We start from the raw sequence: 19,466 nt of genomic DNA on the forward strand, positions 1-19,466 counted from the left end.
GCTAGAAAGCGGTTAAATTTTAAGTTATGATACTGTCTTTTTAAGGTTGTGCGAATGAATTTCTGGCACCCCCGGATACAAAAATTGCCGATATTCTGGATTTCTGACCTTCAGAGAACATGTACATGGCTCTGTCGTCTGTGTAATCCATATAATTCATGGTCATTTCAATTGGTGTACCGGTGCATGTACTGTAATGTGGGTAAACCGGATCACCATAATTTGCTGCATTATGTAAAGGGGTATCGGCAACCTGATCGTTACCACAAGTTGCATCTCCCCAAATATGACGAAGATTCATCCAGTGACCTACTTCATGTGTTGCGGTTCGTCCTAAATTATAAGGATAATAGGCGCTTCCGCTTAAACCGAAATATCTTGAGTCGATTACAACTCCATCAGTCGAAAGTGAACCACCCGGGAATTGTGCATATCCTAGGATTCCGCCACCAATGGTGCAAACCCACAAGTTAAGTTTGGTTGAAGGGGAAGTAGGATCCAACCCACCTTGTTTGCTTTTTTTCATGGCATCGCGTGTTCCCCAAGATGTTTTAGTTGTTGATTTTCGAATTACCTGATCCAATTCAAATGAAATTCCCACATTGGCTTTCACACCTGAAAACGCAGCCGGAACCTGATTAAAATCCGAATTCAAAGCATTAAAATCTTTATTTAAAACATCAATCTGAGATTGAATTTGGGTCAGCGATATATTTTCTGCGGCTGTTTTGTACAATACATTAACTACTACAGGAATAACTATTTTTCCGTTTACCAAACGACCTTCACGAATTGCCTGTTCTGTAAATGATTCAATTTCATTCATTTTAATGGCTAATTCAGGATTATTCCTTAGTTGTTCCTGCAGGACTTCGTGCGAAGCACATCCTCTTTTTTCGAAGTTTAAACTTGTTGCTTGATTGGTTGAGGATTCCTCTTTATTACAGGAAACCAGCATTGCTAATAAAGTAGCCGCTAAAAGAATTTTTCTCATAATTGTAAGATTAAGTTGAAAATTGAATAAAATTGATTTTTTTGTAAATCGAGAACAATTTTAACTATAAAACCATTAATTAAGAAAAATATTATATAATCGGTAAAAATAATCGTTTAATATTACAATATTGATTTTTTTTAGGGGTAAACAAAAGATTGAAAGTAAGTGTTTTAGAGTTTTTTTTTAAGATTCTTCTTTAATTATTAAATACGTAATTAAGGATATTAGCTCCCATCTTAAGAGCTTTTGTACGAACATCAATAGGATCATTATGAACTTCCTGATTTTCCCAACCATCGCCCAAATCGGTTTCAACGGTGTAAAGTAAAACGAGTCGGTTTTCAACGATTATCCCGAAAGCCTGAGGTTTTTTATTGTCGTGTTCGTGAATTTTAGGTAATCCGGTCGAAAAAACAAACGGTTTTTGAAAAATAGCATGCGAAGCCGGTAATTCAATCAATGGGTTATCAGGAAAAACCCGTTTAATTTCTTTTCGGATGTATTGGTCCATCCCGTAATTGTCGTCTATATGTAAAAAACCACCGGAAGTTAGATAGTTTCTAAGGTTTAGGATGTCATTATCGCTAAAAACAACATTTCCGTGTCCTGTCATGTGAACGAATGGGTACGACAGTAAATCAGGGCTTCCTACTTCAACAGTTGGAATTTTTGTATTTAATTTAGTATTGATGTTTTGATTGCAGAATTTTACCAAATTGGGTAACGAGGTCGGATTTGCATACCAGTCGCCACCGCCGGAATATTTTAATAGGGCGATTTCCTGTGAAAAACTCAGTAATGATGATAGTCCGAAAAAGAAAACTGCAATTTTTTTCATGAATACAATTTATTCGTTAGCAAAAACAACACTGTGACAAGCCACTACAGCGGCGGTTTCGGTGCGTAATCGCGTATTTCCCAAAGATACCGGAATGTATTTGTTTTTTAGAGCCAATTCAATTTCTTTTTCTGAAAAATCACCTTCCGGTCCAATTAAAATGGTATAAGCTTCGTTAGGTTTTACGACTTCTTTAAGCAATTTTTTATCGGTTTCCTCACAATGTGCAATGCATAAATTACCACTATGTTCCTGATTGATAAAGTCTTTCAGGGAAATCGGTTCGTTTAGTTTTGGTAAATGAAATTGCAGCGATTGTTTCATAGCCGATTGAATGATTTTATCAAAACGTTCGGTTTTTATCACTTTTCTTTCAGAATGATCGCAGATAATAGGCGTAATTTCATGAACACCAATTTCAGTGGCTTTTTCCAGAAACCATTCGAAGCGATCGTTCATTTTGGTTGGCGCCACGGCTAAATGTAATCGAAAACCTGTAGGTTTCTGAGTCTCGGTTTGGGTTATTTTTACGGTACATTTTTTATCGGAGGCCAAAATAATTTCAGTATGAAATAAGTTACCTAATCCGTTGGTAACATGTAAAACATCGCCTTCTTTTTTGCGCAAAACTTTAACAATATGCTTGCTTTCTTCCTTGTCAAATGAAAACTCCTTTGAAGCAGAATTGATATCGGGATTGTAAAATAACTGCATGTTAAAATTCAATTCTTGCTTTGGAAACCACCGAAGCATCGTTAAACTGATTTTCTAAAAACTTATGGTAACCAACAATGCCAATCATGGCAGCATTATCGGTGGTGTATTCGAATTTTGGAACAAAAGTTTTCCAACCGTATTTTGTTTGGGCTTCTTTCAGTGTGTTTCTGATTCCTGAATTCGCCGAAACACCGCCACCAATCGCAATCTGATTGATTCCGGTTTCGGCAACCGCAAGTTTTAGTTTGTCCATCAAAATCTGTATAATAGTGTGTTGAATGGAAGCACAGATGTCATTTTTATTTTCTTCAATAAAATTTGGATTTTGGGCCAGGTTTTTCTGAACGAAATACAAAATTTGTGTTTTTAATCCACTGAAACTGAAGTTTAATCCATCAACTTTCGGTTTTGTAAATTGAAACGCTTTCGGATTTCCTTCCTGAGCAAATTTGTCAATCAACGGACCGCCGGGATAGGGAAGTCCTAATATTTTAGCACTTTTATCGAAGGCTTCACCAACGGCATCATCAGTGGTTTCACCGATAATTTCCATATCAAAAAAACTTTTCACTTTTATAATCTGTGTATGTCCGCCGGAAATTGTCATGGCCAAAAAAGGAAATTCCGGTTTGTCAAAGCCTTCTTCGTCAATGAAATGCGCCAAAACATGAGCGTGCATATGATGAATTGCCATTAATGGAATATTGAGTGCGATGGCCATCGATTTTGCAAAAGAAGTTCCCACTAAAAGCGATCCCATTAGTCCGGGACCTTGTGTAAACGCAATCCCTGATAGTTGTGATTTGTCGATATTCGCTTTTTTCAGGGCAACATCAATTACCGGAACAATATTTTGTTGATGAGCACGAGAAGCCAATTCGGGAACAACGCCTCCATATTCCTCGTGAATGGACTGTCTTGCGACAATATTCGATAAAACTTTATTGTTCTCAAGTACCGCTGCAGCAGTATCATCGCATGAACTTTCGATGGCTAATATATAAATTGGTGGTTTTGTCATAAAAAAGGCACGAAATTTGTGTTAATAATTCTGCCGACTGTATTATCTTTGAAATAGCAATCACTAAGGACAAAAAAACCTTGTGGTTGTTGTTGAAAAGCTTAAATTTACAAGTCCGTTCGACAAATTTAAAACAAAATAAGGTATCAAAAAATTTAAAAAAATAGCAATTCGAATAATTTTAGGAATTCTCCTATTATTGTTGCTACTGGGTATTGCACTTTCATTACCGGTGGTTCAAACGAAAATTGCCTCATATGTCACCGAAAGACTTAACAAGGATTACGGTACGGATATCAAGATTGAAAAAGTAGCCATTTCTGTTTTTGGTACGGTTAAGCTGAAAAACATTATGATTGCCGATCATCATAAGGATACGCTTTTTTATGTGAACCGATTGCAGACCAATTTACTGAGCATAAAAGAAATTAAAGATTCCCACTTGTTTTTCGGAAAGGCGAGCATTGACGGACTGAATTTCAAACTGAAAAAATACAAAGGCGAACCCAGAACCAATCTTGATTTGTTTGTAGCACTTTTTGATACCGGTAAACCCGGATCCGGAAAGTTTCGTTTAAAAGCAAAGGATTTATATGTAACAAACAGCCGTTTTCAGTTGATTGATGAAAATCTGAAAAAACCTAAAGCGCTTGATTTTACAAGAGTGAATGGCGAATTGGAAGATTTTTTCATTAAAGGGCCTAAAGTTACTTCACTAATTAATAAACTGTCTTTAAAAGATCACCGCGGTTTAATAGTTGAAAACCTGGCTGCGGATTTTACTTATACCAAAGAAAATATCATCCTGAAAGGGTTGGATTTAAAAACCGATGAATCGACCTTGATTGGTAATGTTACTTTAAAATACCATCCGAAAGATTTTACCGATTTTAATAATAAAGTTGTTTTTGATGTTCAGATGGAAAAAGCTTCGGTCTCTTCCAACGAATTGAATTTCTTTTACAACGAGTTTGGTAAAAACCAACGTTTTTTCCTGAAAACGCACGCTACCGGTACCTTAAATAATTTCGTACTACACGATTTGAAACTCGTAGACAGGAACAAATCGGAAATTATCGGTAAAGTGAATTTCAGAGACCTGTTCAATAAAAAAGGAGAGTTTTACATGAACGGGAATTTCGACAGGGTAAGTTCGAATTATGATAATTTAAAGGCGATTTTGCCAAGAATATTAGGTAAAAGCCTTCCGCAAACTTTAAAGAAACTTGGCAAAGTGGATTTGGTGGGCGATGTGAAACTTACCAAGAAAACCATTGATGCCGATGTGTATATCTTGTCAGAACTAGGAGAGTTGGAGTCAAAACTTTCCATGAACAACATCAATAACATCAACAATGCTTCATATAAAGGATATATTTCCCTGCACGATTTTGATTTGGGAACCTTAACCGGACAGAAAGACATTCAGCGTGCCACTGTAGATTTGGACGTTGACGGAAAAGGTTTCAACAAAAAATATTTGAATACTTCTGTTAAAGGCCAGATTCACCAGTTCCGATATAACGGCTATACCTATCAGAACATTACAGTGGACGGAACAATGAAAATGCCTTATTTTAAAGGATATTTCAACAGTAATGATCCGAATCTGAAAATGGATTTTAACGGATTAGTCGATTTAAGTTCCAAGGTTAAAAATTACGATTTCAGTGCTCATATCGATTATGCCGACTTGCATTTGTTGAATTTCAGAAAGCAGGATTCCATAGCGATTTTCAAAGGAGAACTAATGTTCAAGGCTAAAGGAAATACGCTTGACGATATCGACGGAAAATTAACCGTAGCGAATGCTTCTTATCAGAATACAAAAGACGCATACTATTTTGATGATTTTATGGTAGAATCGACCTTTGATGCTGCTCGCGTACGAACAATAACGGTCAATTCTCCGGACATTATTCAGGGAAAAGTGGTTGGAAAATTCAAAGTGAATCAGGTTCAGAAAATTGTTGAAAACGCATTGGGAAGTCTGTATGCGAACTATTCTCCGAACAAATTGGCACCGGGACAGTTTTTAGATTTTGATTTTGTGATTTACAATAAAATCATTGAAGTTTTCAATCCAAATATTGCGCTTGGGGAAAACACGGTTTTAAAAGGTAGAATCAATGCCGATGAAGGGAATTTCAAAATGAATTTCTCTTCGCCAAACGTTGTGGCTTATAAAAATACTTTCGACAATATCCGTATCGATATCGACAATAAAAATCCGCTTTACAACGCTTTTATTGAGCTCGACAGTATTAAAACGAAGAATTATAAAGTTTCCGATTTCAGTTTGATAAACGTTACCATGAACGACACGCTTTTTGTCCGTTCCGAATTTAAAGGCGGTAATAAGAATCAGGATTTTTATAATCTGAATTTGTACCATACCATTGATAAAGAGAATAAATCTGTGGTTGGTTTCAAAAAATCGGAAGTGAATTTTAAAAATTACCTGTGGTATTTAAATGAAAATGATACCGAAGACAACAAAGTGGTTTTCAATAAAAAACTGACTGATTTTTCAATAGAAAAAATCGGATTGACACATAACGGTCAGAAAATGGAGTTGTCCGGAATGCTTCAGGGTAAAAACCATAAAGATATTCAGCTTTCTTTCGATAATGTCGATCTGGCGAAAGTAACACCGTCTCTGACCAATTTGTCTTTCGGCGGTAACCTGAACGGGAAAGTCAATGTAAAACAGAACAACGAAATTTATCAGCCTGCTTCCGACTTAACGGTAGACTCGCTGCAAATAAATGGCTATCAATTGGGTAATTTGGATTTGCAGGTTACCGGTGACAATTCGTTCCGTAAATTCAATGTAAACTCAACGATTAAGAATGAAGATGTTGAGAGTTTCTATCTTAACGGCAATGTTGAAATTGTAAACAACCAGAGTTTATTGTCGTTGGAAACCGGATTTTCGAAATTCAACATCGGGGCATTCGGTCCGTTATTAGGTTCAATTTTTTCCAATGTGCGCGGATTTGCATCCGGTCAGGCTGCCATTGTCGGAACCGTGAGCAATCCTGAAATTGACGGGCGACTGTATCTGGAAGAGGCCGGTATGAAAGTACCTTATTTGGGTGTCGATTATGACATGGAAAAAAATGCAGTAGTGGATGTTACCGAGCACCAGTTTCTGTTCCGACACATTAAAATTACCGATACGAAACATAAAACTTCAGGATATGTAAACGGTAGTGTGCGACACAATAAATTGGCCGATTGGAGTTTGGATTTGGACATTGCTTCCAATAATTTATTGGCATTGGACACCAAAGACAGTGATGATGCGGTGTATTACGGCGTGGCTTTCATCGATGGAAAGGCCAGTATTAAAGGTCCAACCAATGCATTGGTTGTGAATATGGAAGCCAAATCAAACAAAGGAACGTCTATTAAAATTCCGGTTAATGATTCTCAGGGACTTGGAAACAATTCTTATATTCATTTCATTAGTGAAAAAGAGAAAAAAGATAAAGAGAAGGGTATTCTGAGCCCTGAAAATAAATACAAAGGGCTGGAGCTGAATTTCGATTTCAACATCAATCAAAATGCAGAAATTGAAATTATTCTAGACAGAAATACCGGTCATGGGATGAAAGGACGCGGGGAAGGAACCATCAGTATGGAAATCAATACTTTGGGGAAATTCAACATGTGGGGAGATTATCAGGTGTATGAAGGGGAATATAATTTTAAAAACTACGGTTTAATCGATAAAAAGTTTGCGGTTAAAAAGTACAGTACCATTCGCTGGGATGGAGAGCCGATGAATGCTGCTCTGAACCTTGAAGCGGTATATAAAACTGAATCCAATCCGGCTGTAATTCTGGATAACCCTTCCTTTAACAGAAAGGTGCCAACCAATGTTATCATTACCGTAAACGGAAATTTAAGCAATCCCGAACCGGATTTTATAATAGATTTTCCAACGGTGAGTTCGGTGTTAAAATCGGAAATCGATTATAAATTAAGTGATAAGGATATACGTCAGACACAAGCTTTAGCGTTATTGTCGGGCGGAGGATTTTTATCTCCGGAAAACAGTGCCAATGCAGTTACCGGAACTTTATTTGAGCGTGCAAGCGGATTGTTTACCGATATCTTTACCGGAGATGATGATAAATTTAAAGTAGGACTGAATTATGTGCAAAGCGACCGTAATCCATTACTGCAAACGCAGGATAGGGTTGGGGTAACGATGTCAACTCAAATTAACGAAAGAATTACAATCAACGGAAAACTGGGAGTACCGGTTGGCGGAACCGAACAGGCTGCCATTGTGGGTAATGTCGAATTGCAAATGCTTCTTAACAAAGAAGGAAGTTTAAAAGCTCGCGTATTTAACAGAGAAAATGATATAAATTATATTGGTGAAGGAATCGGGTATACCCAAGGTGTTGGGTTATCGTATCAGGTTGATTTTGACAATGTTAGAGAGCTTTGGAGAAAGGTGTTTTCTAAAAAAGATGCTGATGTGTCAACAAAAAATTCACCAGATCAGGATTCGGATTCGGATTTATCACCAGAATTTATTAATTTTATTGAAAATAGGAAGAAAAAAAGTACCGAGGAACCTAAAAGAGACTTACAAAAGGTTCCCGAAATAGAATAACTTCCCCAACAACAACACTTCTAAATTTTACGGCAATACAACGTTAAGAAATTCGTTTTTCACTGAAAAATCGGATGTTCTTTAGGCTTTTGTGCGTTTATTTATTAAATTTAATAAAAACAAATTTTAGAATGTCAGCAAGTATTAAAAAGATCGGAGTACTGACTTCCGGTGGTGATGCACCCGGGATGAATGCCGCCATACGTTCTGTGGTGAGAACCTGTGCCTATCACAGCATTCAGTGCATGGGGATTTATAGGGGTTTTGAAGGAATGATTGAAGGCGACATCATTGAAATGGGCCCAAGAGCCGTTAAAAACATAGTAAACAAAGGCGGAACGATACTCAAATCGGCACGCTCCATGGAGTTTAAAACACCTGAAGGCAGAAAGAAAGCTTACGAACATCTCAAAAATTTTGGTATTGATGCTCTGGTAATTATTGGAGGTGACGGTAGTTTTACCGGCGGATTGGTTTTTAACAGCGAATTCGGGTTTCCGGTAATGGGAATTCCGGGTACGATTGACAACGATATTTTCGGAACGATGTATACTTTGGGATACGATACGGCGCTCAATACGGTAGTAGAAGTAATCGACAAAATACGTGATACGGCCAATTCCCACAACCGATTGTTTTTCGTGGAAGTTATGGGGCGCGATGCTGGTCATATTGCCTTAAATGCCGGAATTGGAGCAGGGGCAGAAGAAATCCTTATCCCGGAAGAAAACTTAGGTCTGGACCGCTTGCTGGAATCACTAAAGAAAAGTAAAGCATCCGGGAAATCCTCCAGTATTGTGGTAGTTTCCGAAGGCGATAAAATAGGAAAAAACGTTTTCGAACTCCGAGATTATGTCGAAGAAAATATGCCGGAATACGATGTTCGCGTATCCGTTCTCGGTCATATGCAACGTGGTGGTTCGCCTTCTTGTTTTGATAGGGTTCTGGCTTCCCGTTTGGGCGTAAAAGCCGTTGAATCGTTATTGGAAGGAAAAACGAACTATATGGTAGGGCTCATTGCCGATAAAATCGAACTGACACCTTTGGAACAAGCCGTTAAAGGCAAATCTAAAATTGATGAGGAATTGCTTCGGGTTTCCGATATCATGTCAACTTAACAGAATAGAATAATAACAGAAATAGATAGAAATTTAAAGCCCGTGCCGGGCAAAATGAACAAGATTATGACGAAAGTAAAATTAGGAATTAATGGATTCGGTAGAATCGGTAGAATTGTTTTCAGAGAAACAATTAAAAGAGACAATGTAGAAGTAGTGGCCATCAATGATTTGTTAGATGTAAATCATATGGCTTATATGTTAAAATATGATTCGGTTCACGGTCGTTTCGATGGAAAAGTGGAAGTTATTGACGGACATTTGTACGTAAATGATAAACTGATTCGCGTAACCTCCGAGAAAAATCCTGCCCTACTGAAATGGAATGAATTAGAAGTAGATGTGGTAGCTGAATGTACCGGAATTTTCACAACAGTAGAAACCGCCTACGATCACATAAAAGGTGGCGCAAAGAAAGTGGTTATTTCTGCACCGTCAAACGATGCTCCAACATTTGTGATGGGAGTGAACCACGATAAAGTAAAACCAACGGATGTTATTGTTTCCAATGCTTCGTGTACCACAAACTGTTTGGCTCCGCTGGCAAAAGTATTGCATGATAATTTCGAAATTGTAGAAGGCTTAATGACTACGATTCATGCTACCACGGCAACACAATTAACTGTAGACGGTCCGTCAAGACGTGATTTTAGAGGCGGAAGAGCAGCATTGTTGAATATCATTCCTGCCGCAACCGGAGCAGCAAAAGCAGTAACGAAAGTAATTCCGGCTTTGGAAGGAAAACTAACAGGAATGTCTATGCGTGTGCCTGTTGCCGATGTTTCTGTGGTAGATTTGACGGTTAAACTGAAAAAACACACCTCTTACGATGAAATCATGAATGTGCTTAAAAACGCATCTGAAACCTCGATGAAAGGCATCATGGGCTTTACCGAAGACGATGTGGTTTCGCAGGATTTTGTTTCCGATTCAAGAACCAGTATCATCGATGCAAAAGCCGGAATCGGTTTGAATTCAACGTTTTACAAGATTGTTTCCTGGTATGACAACGAATACGGATATTCTTCAAAACTGATTGATTTATCGGTGCATATTGCCAATTTATAAAAAAATGTTATTTTTACTGAATCCCGTTTTAAGCGGGATTTTTTTATAAACAACACACATGAAATTAGTAGTAGACAGTGGCTCCACAAAAGCCGATTGGATTGCATTAGACGAAAACGGAAACATACAGTTTACCGTAAGCACTTTAGGTTTAAATCCCGAAGTGTTAACCAAAGAAGAAGTACTTGAAAGAATTAACGAGCGTTTCGATATTGCCCAGAATAAAGATGAAGTGAAAGAACTTTACTTCTATGGCGCAGGATGCGGAACAGACAGAATGAAAAATCACCTGGCAGATATTCTTCAGGAGTATTTTTCCAACGCTCATGTAGAAGTAAAAGAAGATACTTATGCCGCAGTTTTTGCCACAACGCCAAGAGGTGAAAAAGCAATTGTTTGTATTTTGGGAACAGGTTCAAACTGCAGTTATTTTGACGGTACGGTTTTACATCAGAGAATACAATCGTTGGGTTATATGGTTATGGATGATTGCAGCGGAAATCAATTCGGGCGTCATTTGATTCGATCGTATTATTTCAATACCATGCCAAAGGAATTGGCCGAAATTTTCGAGAAAGAATATGATTTGGATGCCGATGCCATCAAACACAATTTGTATAAAGTTCCGAATCCGAATGCGTATTTGGCAACCTTCGCGAAGTTTTTAATTCAGCATAAAGAGCACGAATTCATTCAGAAAATCGTTTTAAACGAAATGCAGAATTTTGTCGATTTAAACATCAAACAATTTGAAAACAGCACTGAAGTCCCAGTACATTTTATCGGCTCTATTGCTTATTATCTGAAAGAGGAATTGGATATGATTTTAACCAAAAATGGTTTAAAACTCGGAAACATTTTCAGAAAACCGATTGACGGTTTAATTCATTATCATTCAGTACACGTATAATTATGGAAATAGCAATAATCGCTCATGACGGAATGAAAGCCAAGCTAGTCGAATTTATTAAAGATCATAGTGCTTTTCTGAAATCGGAATCGGTATCTTTAATTGCCACCGGAACTACCGGAAGCAGGGCAGAAGAAGCAGGGTTTAAAGTGATGAAATTATTGTCCGGACCTTTGGGCGGTGATGCCCAGATTGCTGCACGTGTGGCTGAAGGAAAATGTAATATGGTTTTGTTTTTCAAAGATCCGTTAGCAAAACACCCTCATGAACCTGATATTAACATGCTTATAAGGGTGTGTGATGTTCATAATGTACCGTTGGCTACGAATGAGGCTACGGCGCAATTATTACTGAAGGCTATTTCGTTGCCATCATAGAGATTTCAACATTAACATTTTTCGGTAAACAAGCTACTTGAACCGTTTCGCGTGCCGGAGCGGTTTTTTCGTCAAAATAACTGCCGTAAACGCCATTGATTTTTGCAAAATCATTCATGTTGCTAATAAAAATGGTAGTTTTAAAAACGTTTTCAAAAGTCATATCGGCTGCTTCCAAAACGGCTTTCATGTTCTCCATTACTTGCTTAGTTTCCACTTCGATATTGTCTAAAACCAATTCTCCGTTAGCAGGATTAATGGCAATTTGACCGGAAGTGTATAATGTGTTTCCAACCAATACTGCCTGATTGTAAGGACCAATAGGAGCCGGTGCTTTTTCTGTAAAGATTATTTTTTTCATATTAGGGTTTCTTTTCTGTAGATTTAATACTGATTACCTTAATTATCTCAAACGTCTGTCGGGAAGATTTCGTTTTTCCCATTTGATATCGCTCAATACCGAAGATTTGATTCCGATGAAGAAGCCCCAGTTGGTATACGTTCCAATTGGCACCCAGTTGAAACTCATACGCCAACTCAACAAATCTCTTTCGAAACGCAATTGGGTGAAAGTAACTCCTTTGCGCACCATATCATAACCGGAAGAGAATCCCATTTTCCATCGCGGGGTAATATCAACATTACCAGACATCATTAAGGAATTTCCAACGATTTCATTTTCACGGTTGATGTTAGAATAGGTAAGCGAATAGGCGAAAGTAAGATTCCAGGGAATTTTTAAGCTGTACAATTCAGATGATTCTTTTTCAGCGTTTTTTTCGTCTTTGTTGAAAAGACTTTGTCGCTGATCGCTTAAATCGGTCCCACGGCCAAATAAATCATCTTCACGACCACCGTTTTGAATGGTTTGCTCCGTTGTTTTGCTTTTATTTTTTCCATCTGCACTGGAAAGTGCATAATTAACCGTTACGTTTGCGGTAGTCATTCTAAATAAACTGCCACCATTATCGATATTAAATTCATTAATTCTTTTACCCGAATTGTCGATGGCGTAAGGATCTAAAGTAGCACCGAAATTCAAATTCATTTTATTGTCGAAAAACTGTGTCCCTCCCGAAACCCTTACTGGTGACCACGCAAGTGAATCGGCAGCAATGTTGTAACTTGTGGAGAAATTTAAGTTGTTTAACAACATTACTTTTTTAGGTTCTGTTTTTGTTTCGTCTTTATCGCGTACTTTGGCTTCAAAGGTGTTGCTTAATGACATCCCTACATTGTTGGAATAACTTTTACCAGGCGCACCAAAAATACCATTTTCAAAACGGGTATAATCGGCATAGGTTGTTCCGGTAGCATCAAGTGCATACGTTTCGTAATATCGGTCAAAACTCGGGGTGTATCCATATGATGCAGACGGACGCATTACATGACGAATAGCTTGAATTTTCTTATCATCACCAAATTTAAATGTACCGTAAATGGTTGTTCCGATATTGGCACCGAAATTATAAGTTCTGAAAGCATCAAAACCATTGTTATCTATGGTCTCGACTTTGTTGGTTAAAGAACTGTATTCTTTTTTAATGGTTTTAAAATACCAAACTTCATTGTAAGAGGTGCTGGTCGAAACACTGAAATACTTGAAAAGTTTGAAATTTGTACTGATTGGAATGGTGTGTTGTAATCCGTTTTTGGCATCGCGGAACATTTCCGATTTAAAGAACAGTGAATCGGTAGTTCGAATTCTGTTTTCTCCTCTTAGATTGTATTGGAAATTGATGTTTTTTATAAAGCCTTTTTTGATTCCGTTTTTCGGCGCAAAAGGGAAAATCCTGTCAACACTTGCCTGTAAGGTTGGCAATGTCATGTCAATCTGTTCGGTATTGGTGTTTTGTGAATGCGTTGCGGTTAATGAAAAATTTACTTGCGGAACCGTCTGGAACGTTTTTGAATACGAAATAGACGAACTCAGGTTGTTGTTTAAAGACGATCCAATGTTGGTTTGATTAAACGATTGTCGGAAATACTGACTACTCCCTAAATTTACCGAAGCGGAAAATCTTGAATTCGGACTTGCTTTTGTGTCCTGACTGTGCGACCACTGTATATTGTATTGTCTTGATTTTGAGTAATCAGGGAAACCTCTTTCACTGAAAATCTGATTTTCAAAACGTAAATTAATTCGTCCGCTGAAATTATACCGTTGAGCATAGCTGCTTTCAAATCGAAGAGCATAACTTCCGTTGGTGTAATAATCTCCCAAAACCGCCAAATCATAATAATCACTTAGGGCAAAATAATACCCTCCGTTTTGAAGATAATACCCTCGTTGCTGTGTGTCACCAAAAGTTGGAATAATGAATCCGGAAACCGATTTCTCACTCATCGGGAAATAGGCAAATGGCAGTCCTAATGGTGTCGGAACGTCAGCAATTACCATATTTGTAAAACCGGTAACAACTTTTTTCTTGGGAACAAATTTAATTTTTCGGGCCAGGAAATAATATTCGGGATCGTCAATATTTTCGGAAGTGGTAAATCGTGCATTTCGCATAAAATAGACCGAATCATTTTCTCTTTTACTGATTTCGGCCTTGACTCTGAATTCGCCCTGTTGGGTTCTTGAATTCCAGACTAAGGCTTTTTTTGTTTTTGTATTGAAGCGAATAGAATCCGGTTCAATTACATTGTCACCTTGTTTAAAAACCGGGTTTTGTGTGTAATTTCCAACGCTGTCTTTGATTCTACCGGCATACACTTCGTCTTTTTCATAGTTGAAAATGATGATTCCAGCTTTCAATTCGATGTCTTTATACGTCAATTCGGCTTCATTGTAAAGCGTAAGCTCTTTCTTTTTCTGATCGATTTTTTCATAATCAACCGCTTTACGCTTCACAATTCCCTCAAGAACAGATTTCTTTTTTTTAATTGAATCATTCTTAACGGAATCTACGGGTTTTAAAACCTCTTTAAGACCTATGTTTAAGCTATCTTTCTGTTTTACAGCAGGTATGGGAATTGTTTTGGAAGGATTTTCCTGTGCTTGAAGTTCAAAATTTCCAAGTGTTAGGAAAATTGATAATAAAACGATATGAAATAAGTTTGTATGCAACGCTTTTAATACTATTTTTGTAAAAATGTGGCTCAATTTTTGACGGGTCAAACTTACATATATTTTTTGTCAAAAGTAAGTATTTAATAAAATTATAACCATTGCCGTTTTTAAGCAGATATATGCCTGATAAAGTTAAATTATATTTATTCATTTTTGCGCTGTTTTTACCTAATTTTCTGTTGTGCCAGTCAAAACCGAAATTTAAGGTGGTTTTAGATGCGGGACATGGCGGAAAAGATTTCGGGGCAATAAAGAATGGTTTAAAAGAAAAGGAAGTCGCACTGGATGTAGTATTAAAAATAGGTGAAATTTTAGAAGATAATAACGATATAGAAATTGTTTATTCCAGAAAAACGGATGTATTTGTAGAATTACGGGAGCGTGCAGACAGAGCTAATAAAGCGAAAGCAAATTTGTTTGTTTCGGTGCATTGTAATTCATCAACCTCTTCCAAACCGTATGGGTCGCTTACTTTGGTGATGGGATTGTCAAGAGCAGATACAAATTTAGAAATTGCAAAAACAGAGAATTCCGTTATTTTTCAGGAAACGAATTATAAAAAGAATTACAAAGGTTTTGATCCGAACAAGCCCGAAACATTAATCGGTTTGAAAATATTACAGGAAGAGTCACTAAAATCCAGTATAGATTTTGCCAGTACGATTCAATATAAATTCGGAAATAAACTGAACAGAAAAAACAAAGGTGTACACCAACAGCCGTTATGGGTTTTGGATGCGACCTATATGCCGGGAGTTTTAATTGAGCTTGGATTTATTTCAAACAAAAACGAGGCACAATATTTAGGTTCTGATAAAGGAAAAAACGAATTGGCCAAAGCCATTGCAGAATCTATTTTAAAATTTAAAGAAGATTATTTTGCAGTTTCGGAAGCAGCCAATCACTCGGAAAGTATCGAAAATAGTAAAGTGGTTCAAACGGTAAAAACGAAATCGGCAGACAATAAAAAAACATATAAAGTTCAAATCGCTTCCAGTAAAAAGAAATTGGATACGATACCGTCTAATTTTAAAGGATTGAAAAATATAAGCAGGTCTTTTGAAAATGGTTATTACAAGTATTTTTACGGAAGTGCAGATACCAATTCGGAATGCGAAAAGCTATTAAACGAAGCAAAAAATAAAGGATATGCATCTGCTTACATTGTTTCAGACAATGAAAGTAAATAATTAACAGGAGTATGAAAATGACTAATTTTTTTAGAATCACTTTACTTAGCTTATTTCTTTACACAGGATTAAGTTACAGCCAAAATAACGCAAAATTCAGAGTAGTTCTTGATGCCGGACACGGTGGAAACGATTTTGGAGCAACCTATCATGGATACGTAGAAAAAAACAACGCTTTAAATGTTGTTTTGAAAGTCGGTAAAATTCTTGAAGCCGATCCAGGTTCTCAGGTAATTTATACCCGAAAAACCGATGTTTTCATTCCGTTAGACGAACGTGCGGATATTGCCAACAAATCCAAAGCGGACATCTTTGTTTCCATTCACTGTAATGCCAATAAAAATCAAGTAGCCAGTGGAACAGAAACCTATGTTATGGGGGTTACCCGAAATGCTTCCAACTTAGAGGTGGCAAAGAAAGAGAATGAAGTAGTAACGATGGAGAAGGATTATAAAATCAAGTACGACGGTTACGATCCGAATTCTCCTGAATCGGTTATCGGGATGACGGTAATTCAAGAAGAATATCTGGATCAGAGTATCGAACTTGCTGCAGGAATTCAGGAAGGTTTTGAAGACGGTTTAGGCCGAAAAAGCCGCGGTGTAAAGCAGGCTGGATTTCTGGTATTAAGAAAAATCTATATGCCCCGAGTATTGATAGAAATGGGATTCGTTTCTAATAAAGAAGAAGGTGCTTTTTTAAGTTCAGATGAAGGTCAGGAACAAATTGCCCAAGCCATAGCAAAAGCCATTTTGGATTATAAAAAAGAATATTTCGTTCCGGGCACCGAAGAATATGTGCCGGTTGAAAGAAAACAAACGCCTGAAAAAGAAGTCATTCAAAAAGTAGATTCTCCAAAAATTAAAGAAGTTAAAAACGATAATGAAAAAGGAGTGGTGTTTAAGATTCAGATTTCAGCAAGTGCCAAGAAAATGGAGCTCATCCCGAGTAATTTTAACGGTTTGAACAGTATTTCCACGGAAGATGACGGGAAAATCATTAAATATTTCTACGGAAACACCAATAAATATGCTGAAGCTAAAAAACTATTGGAAGAAGCAAAGGAAAAAGGATACACTTCCGCATTTATCGCAGCATATAAGAATGGACAAAAGCTATCCATTCAGGAGGCTTTACGATAATATAAATCCATTCTAAACTATTTTGTCTTAATTTTGTTTTAAAATATATTGATTTTGAAAATTACCAGAGAAGTAAAAACCGCAATTTTAGTTATTGGCTCCATCTTATTGTTTTTTTGGGGGTATAGCTTTTTAAAAGGAAAAAATTTATTCGATACCACAAGAAAATTCTATGTTGTATATGATAATGTAGAAGGCTTGACTCCCTCGGCAGCCGTAACTATTAACGGTTTGACGGTAGGGAAGGTCAATACTATTACAATCGACGAAAAAACAGGAAAGTTATTGGTTGAAATTCAGATGGATAACGATGTTCCTGTAGCTAAGTCCAGTACGGCAAGTATTTACGAGCCTGGATTTATTGGTGGAAAACAAATCGCCATCAATCCAAATTTTGAAGATACCAATTATGCAAAATCCGGTGATTATCTGCAACCGAAAGTAATATTGGGATTAACCGCTTCTTTGGAGAAAAACTTAGCACCCATTCAGGAAAAGTTAGATAAGGTTTTGGCTAATGCCGATGCTTTATTGATGAATTTGAACGATATTCTGGATGCCAACACAAAATCAAACCTAAAGAAAACCATAGCCGAGTTAAATACGACAATGACGAATTTCAGTTCTGTTTCAGGCAATCTGGATAAAGTTGTAGCCGATAACAAGGATAAACTAGGTTCTGTTGTAACCAATCTGGATAAAACAACCGGTAATTTTGTTAAGATTTCTGAAGATCTGGAAAAAGCCAAATTAGGGGAAACTGTTGAAAATCTGGAAAAAACATTGGCTAATGTCAATAAAATAATGGCCGATATGGAATCCGGTAAAGGAACCATGGGCAAACTACTGAAAGATGATGCCATGTATAACAACCTTACTAAAGCTTCAAAAGAAATTGAATTGTTGTTACAGGATTTACGTTTGCACCCAACCCGTTACGTAAATGTTTCCCTTTTCGGAAAAAAAGAGAAACCTTACACCGCACCAAAAGAAGAACCAAAAAAATAGAACTATTTAAACCAACCCTATGAGTTATTTAGACAATATATTATTTGCAATACTTCTTATTTTAGGAGGTGGTTATTTTGCTCAAAACGTAAAAAAACTTATTCGCAACATTAAATTAGGTCACGATGTTGATCGTTCTGACAATCCTTCGGAACGCTGGAAAAACATGGCAATGATTGCCCTTGGTCAGTCCAAAATGGTTAGAAGACCTGTAGCGGGAATACTTCACATTTTTGTTTACATCGGATTTGTGATTATTAATATTGAGGTTTTAGAAATTGTAATCGACGGTCTTTTTGGTACTCACCGTGCTTTTTCCTTCATGGGCGGATTTTACGATTTCCTTATCGGATCTTTTGAAATATTGGCCTTATTGGTTCTCGTGGCTGTTATTACGTTTTGGACAAGAAGAAATATTATCAAACTAAAACGTTTCATTCACAATGACTTAACAGGTTGGCCAAAAAGTGACGCCAATTATATTTTGTATTTCGAAGTGGTTTTGATGTCGTTATTCCTTTTAATGAACGCTGCCGATTTACACCTACAAACCATTGGTGCTCCGGGTTATGAAAGTGCAGGAGCTTTTCCTGTATCTCAGTTTATTGCTCCAATTTTCAACGGAACATCTGAAAGTTTAGTGCATTTAATTGAAAAAAGCGCTTGGTGGGTACACATCTGCGGAATTTTAGTTTTCTTAAATTATTTATACTATTCAAAACACTTGCATATTTTATTGGCATTTCCAAACACTTATTTTGCAAACCTGAAACCTCAGGGACAATTTGATAACTTAGAATCGGTTACCAATGAAGTGAAATTAATGATGGATCCGAATGCTGATCCGTTTGCGGCTCCAGCTCCGGATGCTGATGCTACTCCGGCTAAATTCGGTGCCAGTGATGTACAGGATTTGAATTGGGTTCAACTATTGAATGCTTATACCTGTACGGAATGTGGTCGTTGTACTTCTTCGTGTCCGGCGAATCAAACCGGTAAGAAATTATCTCCTCGTAAAATCATGATGGATACCCGTGATCGTTTGGAAGAAGTTGGTAAGAATATCGATGCCAATAAAGGTGTTTTTGTTCCCGATAATAAATCATTGCTGAACGATTATATTACTCCTGAAGAACTTTGGGCGTGTACTTCATGTAACGCTTGTGTGGAAGAATGTCCGGTAAATATCAGTCCGCTTTCCATTATTATGGATATGAGACGTTATTTGGTAATGGAGCAAAGTGCTGCGCCAACCGAATTGAACAACATGATGACCAACATCGAAAACAACGGCGCACCTTGGCAATACAACCAAATGGACCGTTTAAACTGGAAAGACGAAGCTTAATAAGAATCAAATTAAAAACAATG

General features: G+C 37.2%; 15 protein-coding genes. 9 read left to right on the top strand and 6 right to left on the bottom strand.

The annotated features are described in order from the left end of the window. Window positions 1–40: 40 nt before the first annotated feature. The 4 genes from FCR2A7T_RS10400 to tsaD all read right to left on the bottom strand — a co-directional run bounded on the left by FCR2A7T_RS10400 (window position 41) and on the right by tsaD (window position 3,573). On the bottom strand, window positions 41–994 hold the full coding sequence (locus FCR2A7T_RS10400) for a zinc metalloprotease (protein WP_023571246.1): 954 nt from the start codon (window positions 992–994) through the stop codon (window positions 41–43). Between the two features lie 199 nt (window positions 995–1,193). After that, the gene (locus FCR2A7T_RS10405; protein WP_023571247.1) at window positions 1,194–1,835 is read right to left on the bottom strand and encodes a DUF4159 domain-containing protein; all 642 of its coding nucleotides are present in this window, start codon (window positions 1,833–1,835) and stop codon (window positions 1,194–1,196) included. Window positions 1,836–1,844: 9 nt separating this feature from the next. Further along, the gene (locus tag FCR2A7T_RS10410; RefSeq protein WP_023571248.1) at window positions 1,845–2,549 is read right to left on the bottom strand and encodes a 16S rRNA (uracil(1498)-N(3))-methyltransferase; all 705 of its coding nucleotides are present in this window, start codon (window positions 2,547–2,549) and stop codon (window positions 1,845–1,847) included. A gap of 1 nt (window position 2,550) precedes the next feature. Continuing rightward, entirely contained in the window at window positions 2,551–3,573 is a 1,023-nt protein-coding gene (gene tsaD / locus FCR2A7T_RS10415) for a tRNA (adenosine(37)-N6)-threonylcarbamoyltransferase complex transferase subunit TsaD (RefSeq protein ID WP_023571249.1), read from the bottom strand. Window positions 3,574–3,772: 199 nt separating this feature from the next. Between tsaD and FCR2A7T_RS10420 the strand changes: the two genes are divergently transcribed. The 5 genes from FCR2A7T_RS10420 (at window position 3,773) to FCR2A7T_RS10440 (ending at window position 11,679) form a co-directional block, all read left to right on the top strand. After that, complete coding sequence (locus FCR2A7T_RS10420) at window positions 3,773–8,206, top strand: translocation/assembly module TamB domain-containing protein (RefSeq protein ID WP_023571250.1); 4,434 nt, start codon at window positions 3,773–3,775, stop codon at window positions 8,204–8,206. 131 nt (window positions 8,207–8,337) lie between these two features. Continuing rightward, window positions 8,338–9,324, top strand: coding sequence for a 6-phosphofructokinase (gene pfkA, locus FCR2A7T_RS10425; protein ID WP_023571251.1), 987 nt, complete (start codon window positions 8,338–8,340; stop codon window positions 9,322–9,324). Window positions 9,325–9,390: 66 nt separating this feature from the next. After that, window positions 9,391–10,392, top strand: a complete 1,002-nt coding sequence (gene gap, locus FCR2A7T_RS10430) for a type I glyceraldehyde-3-phosphate dehydrogenase (RefSeq protein ID WP_023571252.1) — start codon at window positions 9,391–9,393, stop codon at window positions 10,390–10,392. A 58-nt stretch (window positions 10,393–10,450) separates the two neighbouring features. Further along, window positions 10,451–11,302 (top strand): BadF/BadG/BcrA/BcrD ATPase family protein, encoded by an 852-nt coding sequence (locus tag FCR2A7T_RS10435; protein ID WP_023571253.1) that lies wholly within the window; start codon window positions 10,451–10,453, stop codon window positions 11,300–11,302. A 2-nt stretch (window positions 11,303–11,304) separates the two neighbouring features. Further along, window positions 11,305–11,679, top strand: coding sequence for a methylglyoxal synthase (locus FCR2A7T_RS10440; protein ID WP_023571254.1), 375 nt, complete (start codon window positions 11,305–11,307; stop codon window positions 11,677–11,679). On the opposite strand, the gene FCR2A7T_RS10445 is transcribed toward FCR2A7T_RS10440, so the two are convergent. Together FCR2A7T_RS10445 and FCR2A7T_RS10450 are read right to left on the bottom strand one after the other, a co-directional pair. Beyond that, entirely contained in the window at window positions 11,660–12,040 is a 381-nt protein-coding gene (locus tag FCR2A7T_RS10445; protein ID WP_023571255.1) for a RidA family protein, read from the bottom strand. The genes FCR2A7T_RS10440 and FCR2A7T_RS10445 overlap by 20 nt on opposite strands. A 42-nt stretch (window positions 12,041–12,082) precedes the next feature. Next, a complete protein-coding gene (locus FCR2A7T_RS10450; protein WP_023571256.1) occupies window positions 12,083–14,803 on the bottom strand; it encodes a putative LPS assembly protein LptD in 2,721 nt (906 codons plus the stop codon). Between the two features lie 71 nt (window positions 14,804–14,874). On the opposite strand from FCR2A7T_RS10450, the gene FCR2A7T_RS10455 reads away from it, so the two are divergent. Genes FCR2A7T_RS10455 through FCR2A7T_RS10470 form a run of 4 tightly spaced genes read left to right on the top strand, consistent with a single transcriptional unit; the run spans window position 14,875 to window position 19,443 of the window. Then, complete coding sequence (locus tag FCR2A7T_RS10455; protein WP_023571257.1) at window positions 14,875–15,945, top strand: N-acetylmuramoyl-L-alanine amidase family protein; 1,071 nt, start codon at window positions 14,875–14,877, stop codon at window positions 15,943–15,945. 17 nt (window positions 15,946–15,962) lie between these two features. Then, a complete protein-coding gene (locus FCR2A7T_RS10460) occupies window positions 15,963–17,087 on the top strand; it encodes an N-acetylmuramoyl-L-alanine amidase family protein (RefSeq protein WP_240471519.1) in 1,125 nt (374 codons plus the stop codon). A 54-nt stretch (window positions 17,088–17,141) separates the two neighbouring features. Then, complete coding sequence (locus FCR2A7T_RS10465; RefSeq protein WP_023571259.1) at window positions 17,142–18,095, top strand: MlaD family protein; 954 nt, start codon at window positions 17,142–17,144, stop codon at window positions 18,093–18,095. 19 nt (window positions 18,096–18,114) lie between these two features. After that, window positions 18,115–19,443, top strand: coding sequence for a (Fe-S)-binding protein (locus FCR2A7T_RS10470; RefSeq protein WP_023571260.1), 1,329 nt, complete (start codon window positions 18,115–18,117; stop codon window positions 19,441–19,443). Window positions 19,444–19,466: the final 23 nt, after the last annotated feature.

This window comes from Flavobacterium cauense R2A-7 (genome assembly GCF_000498475.1).
Taxonomy (GTDB): Bacteria; Bacteroidota; Bacteroidia; order Flavobacteriales; family Flavobacteriaceae; genus Flavobacterium; species Flavobacterium cauense.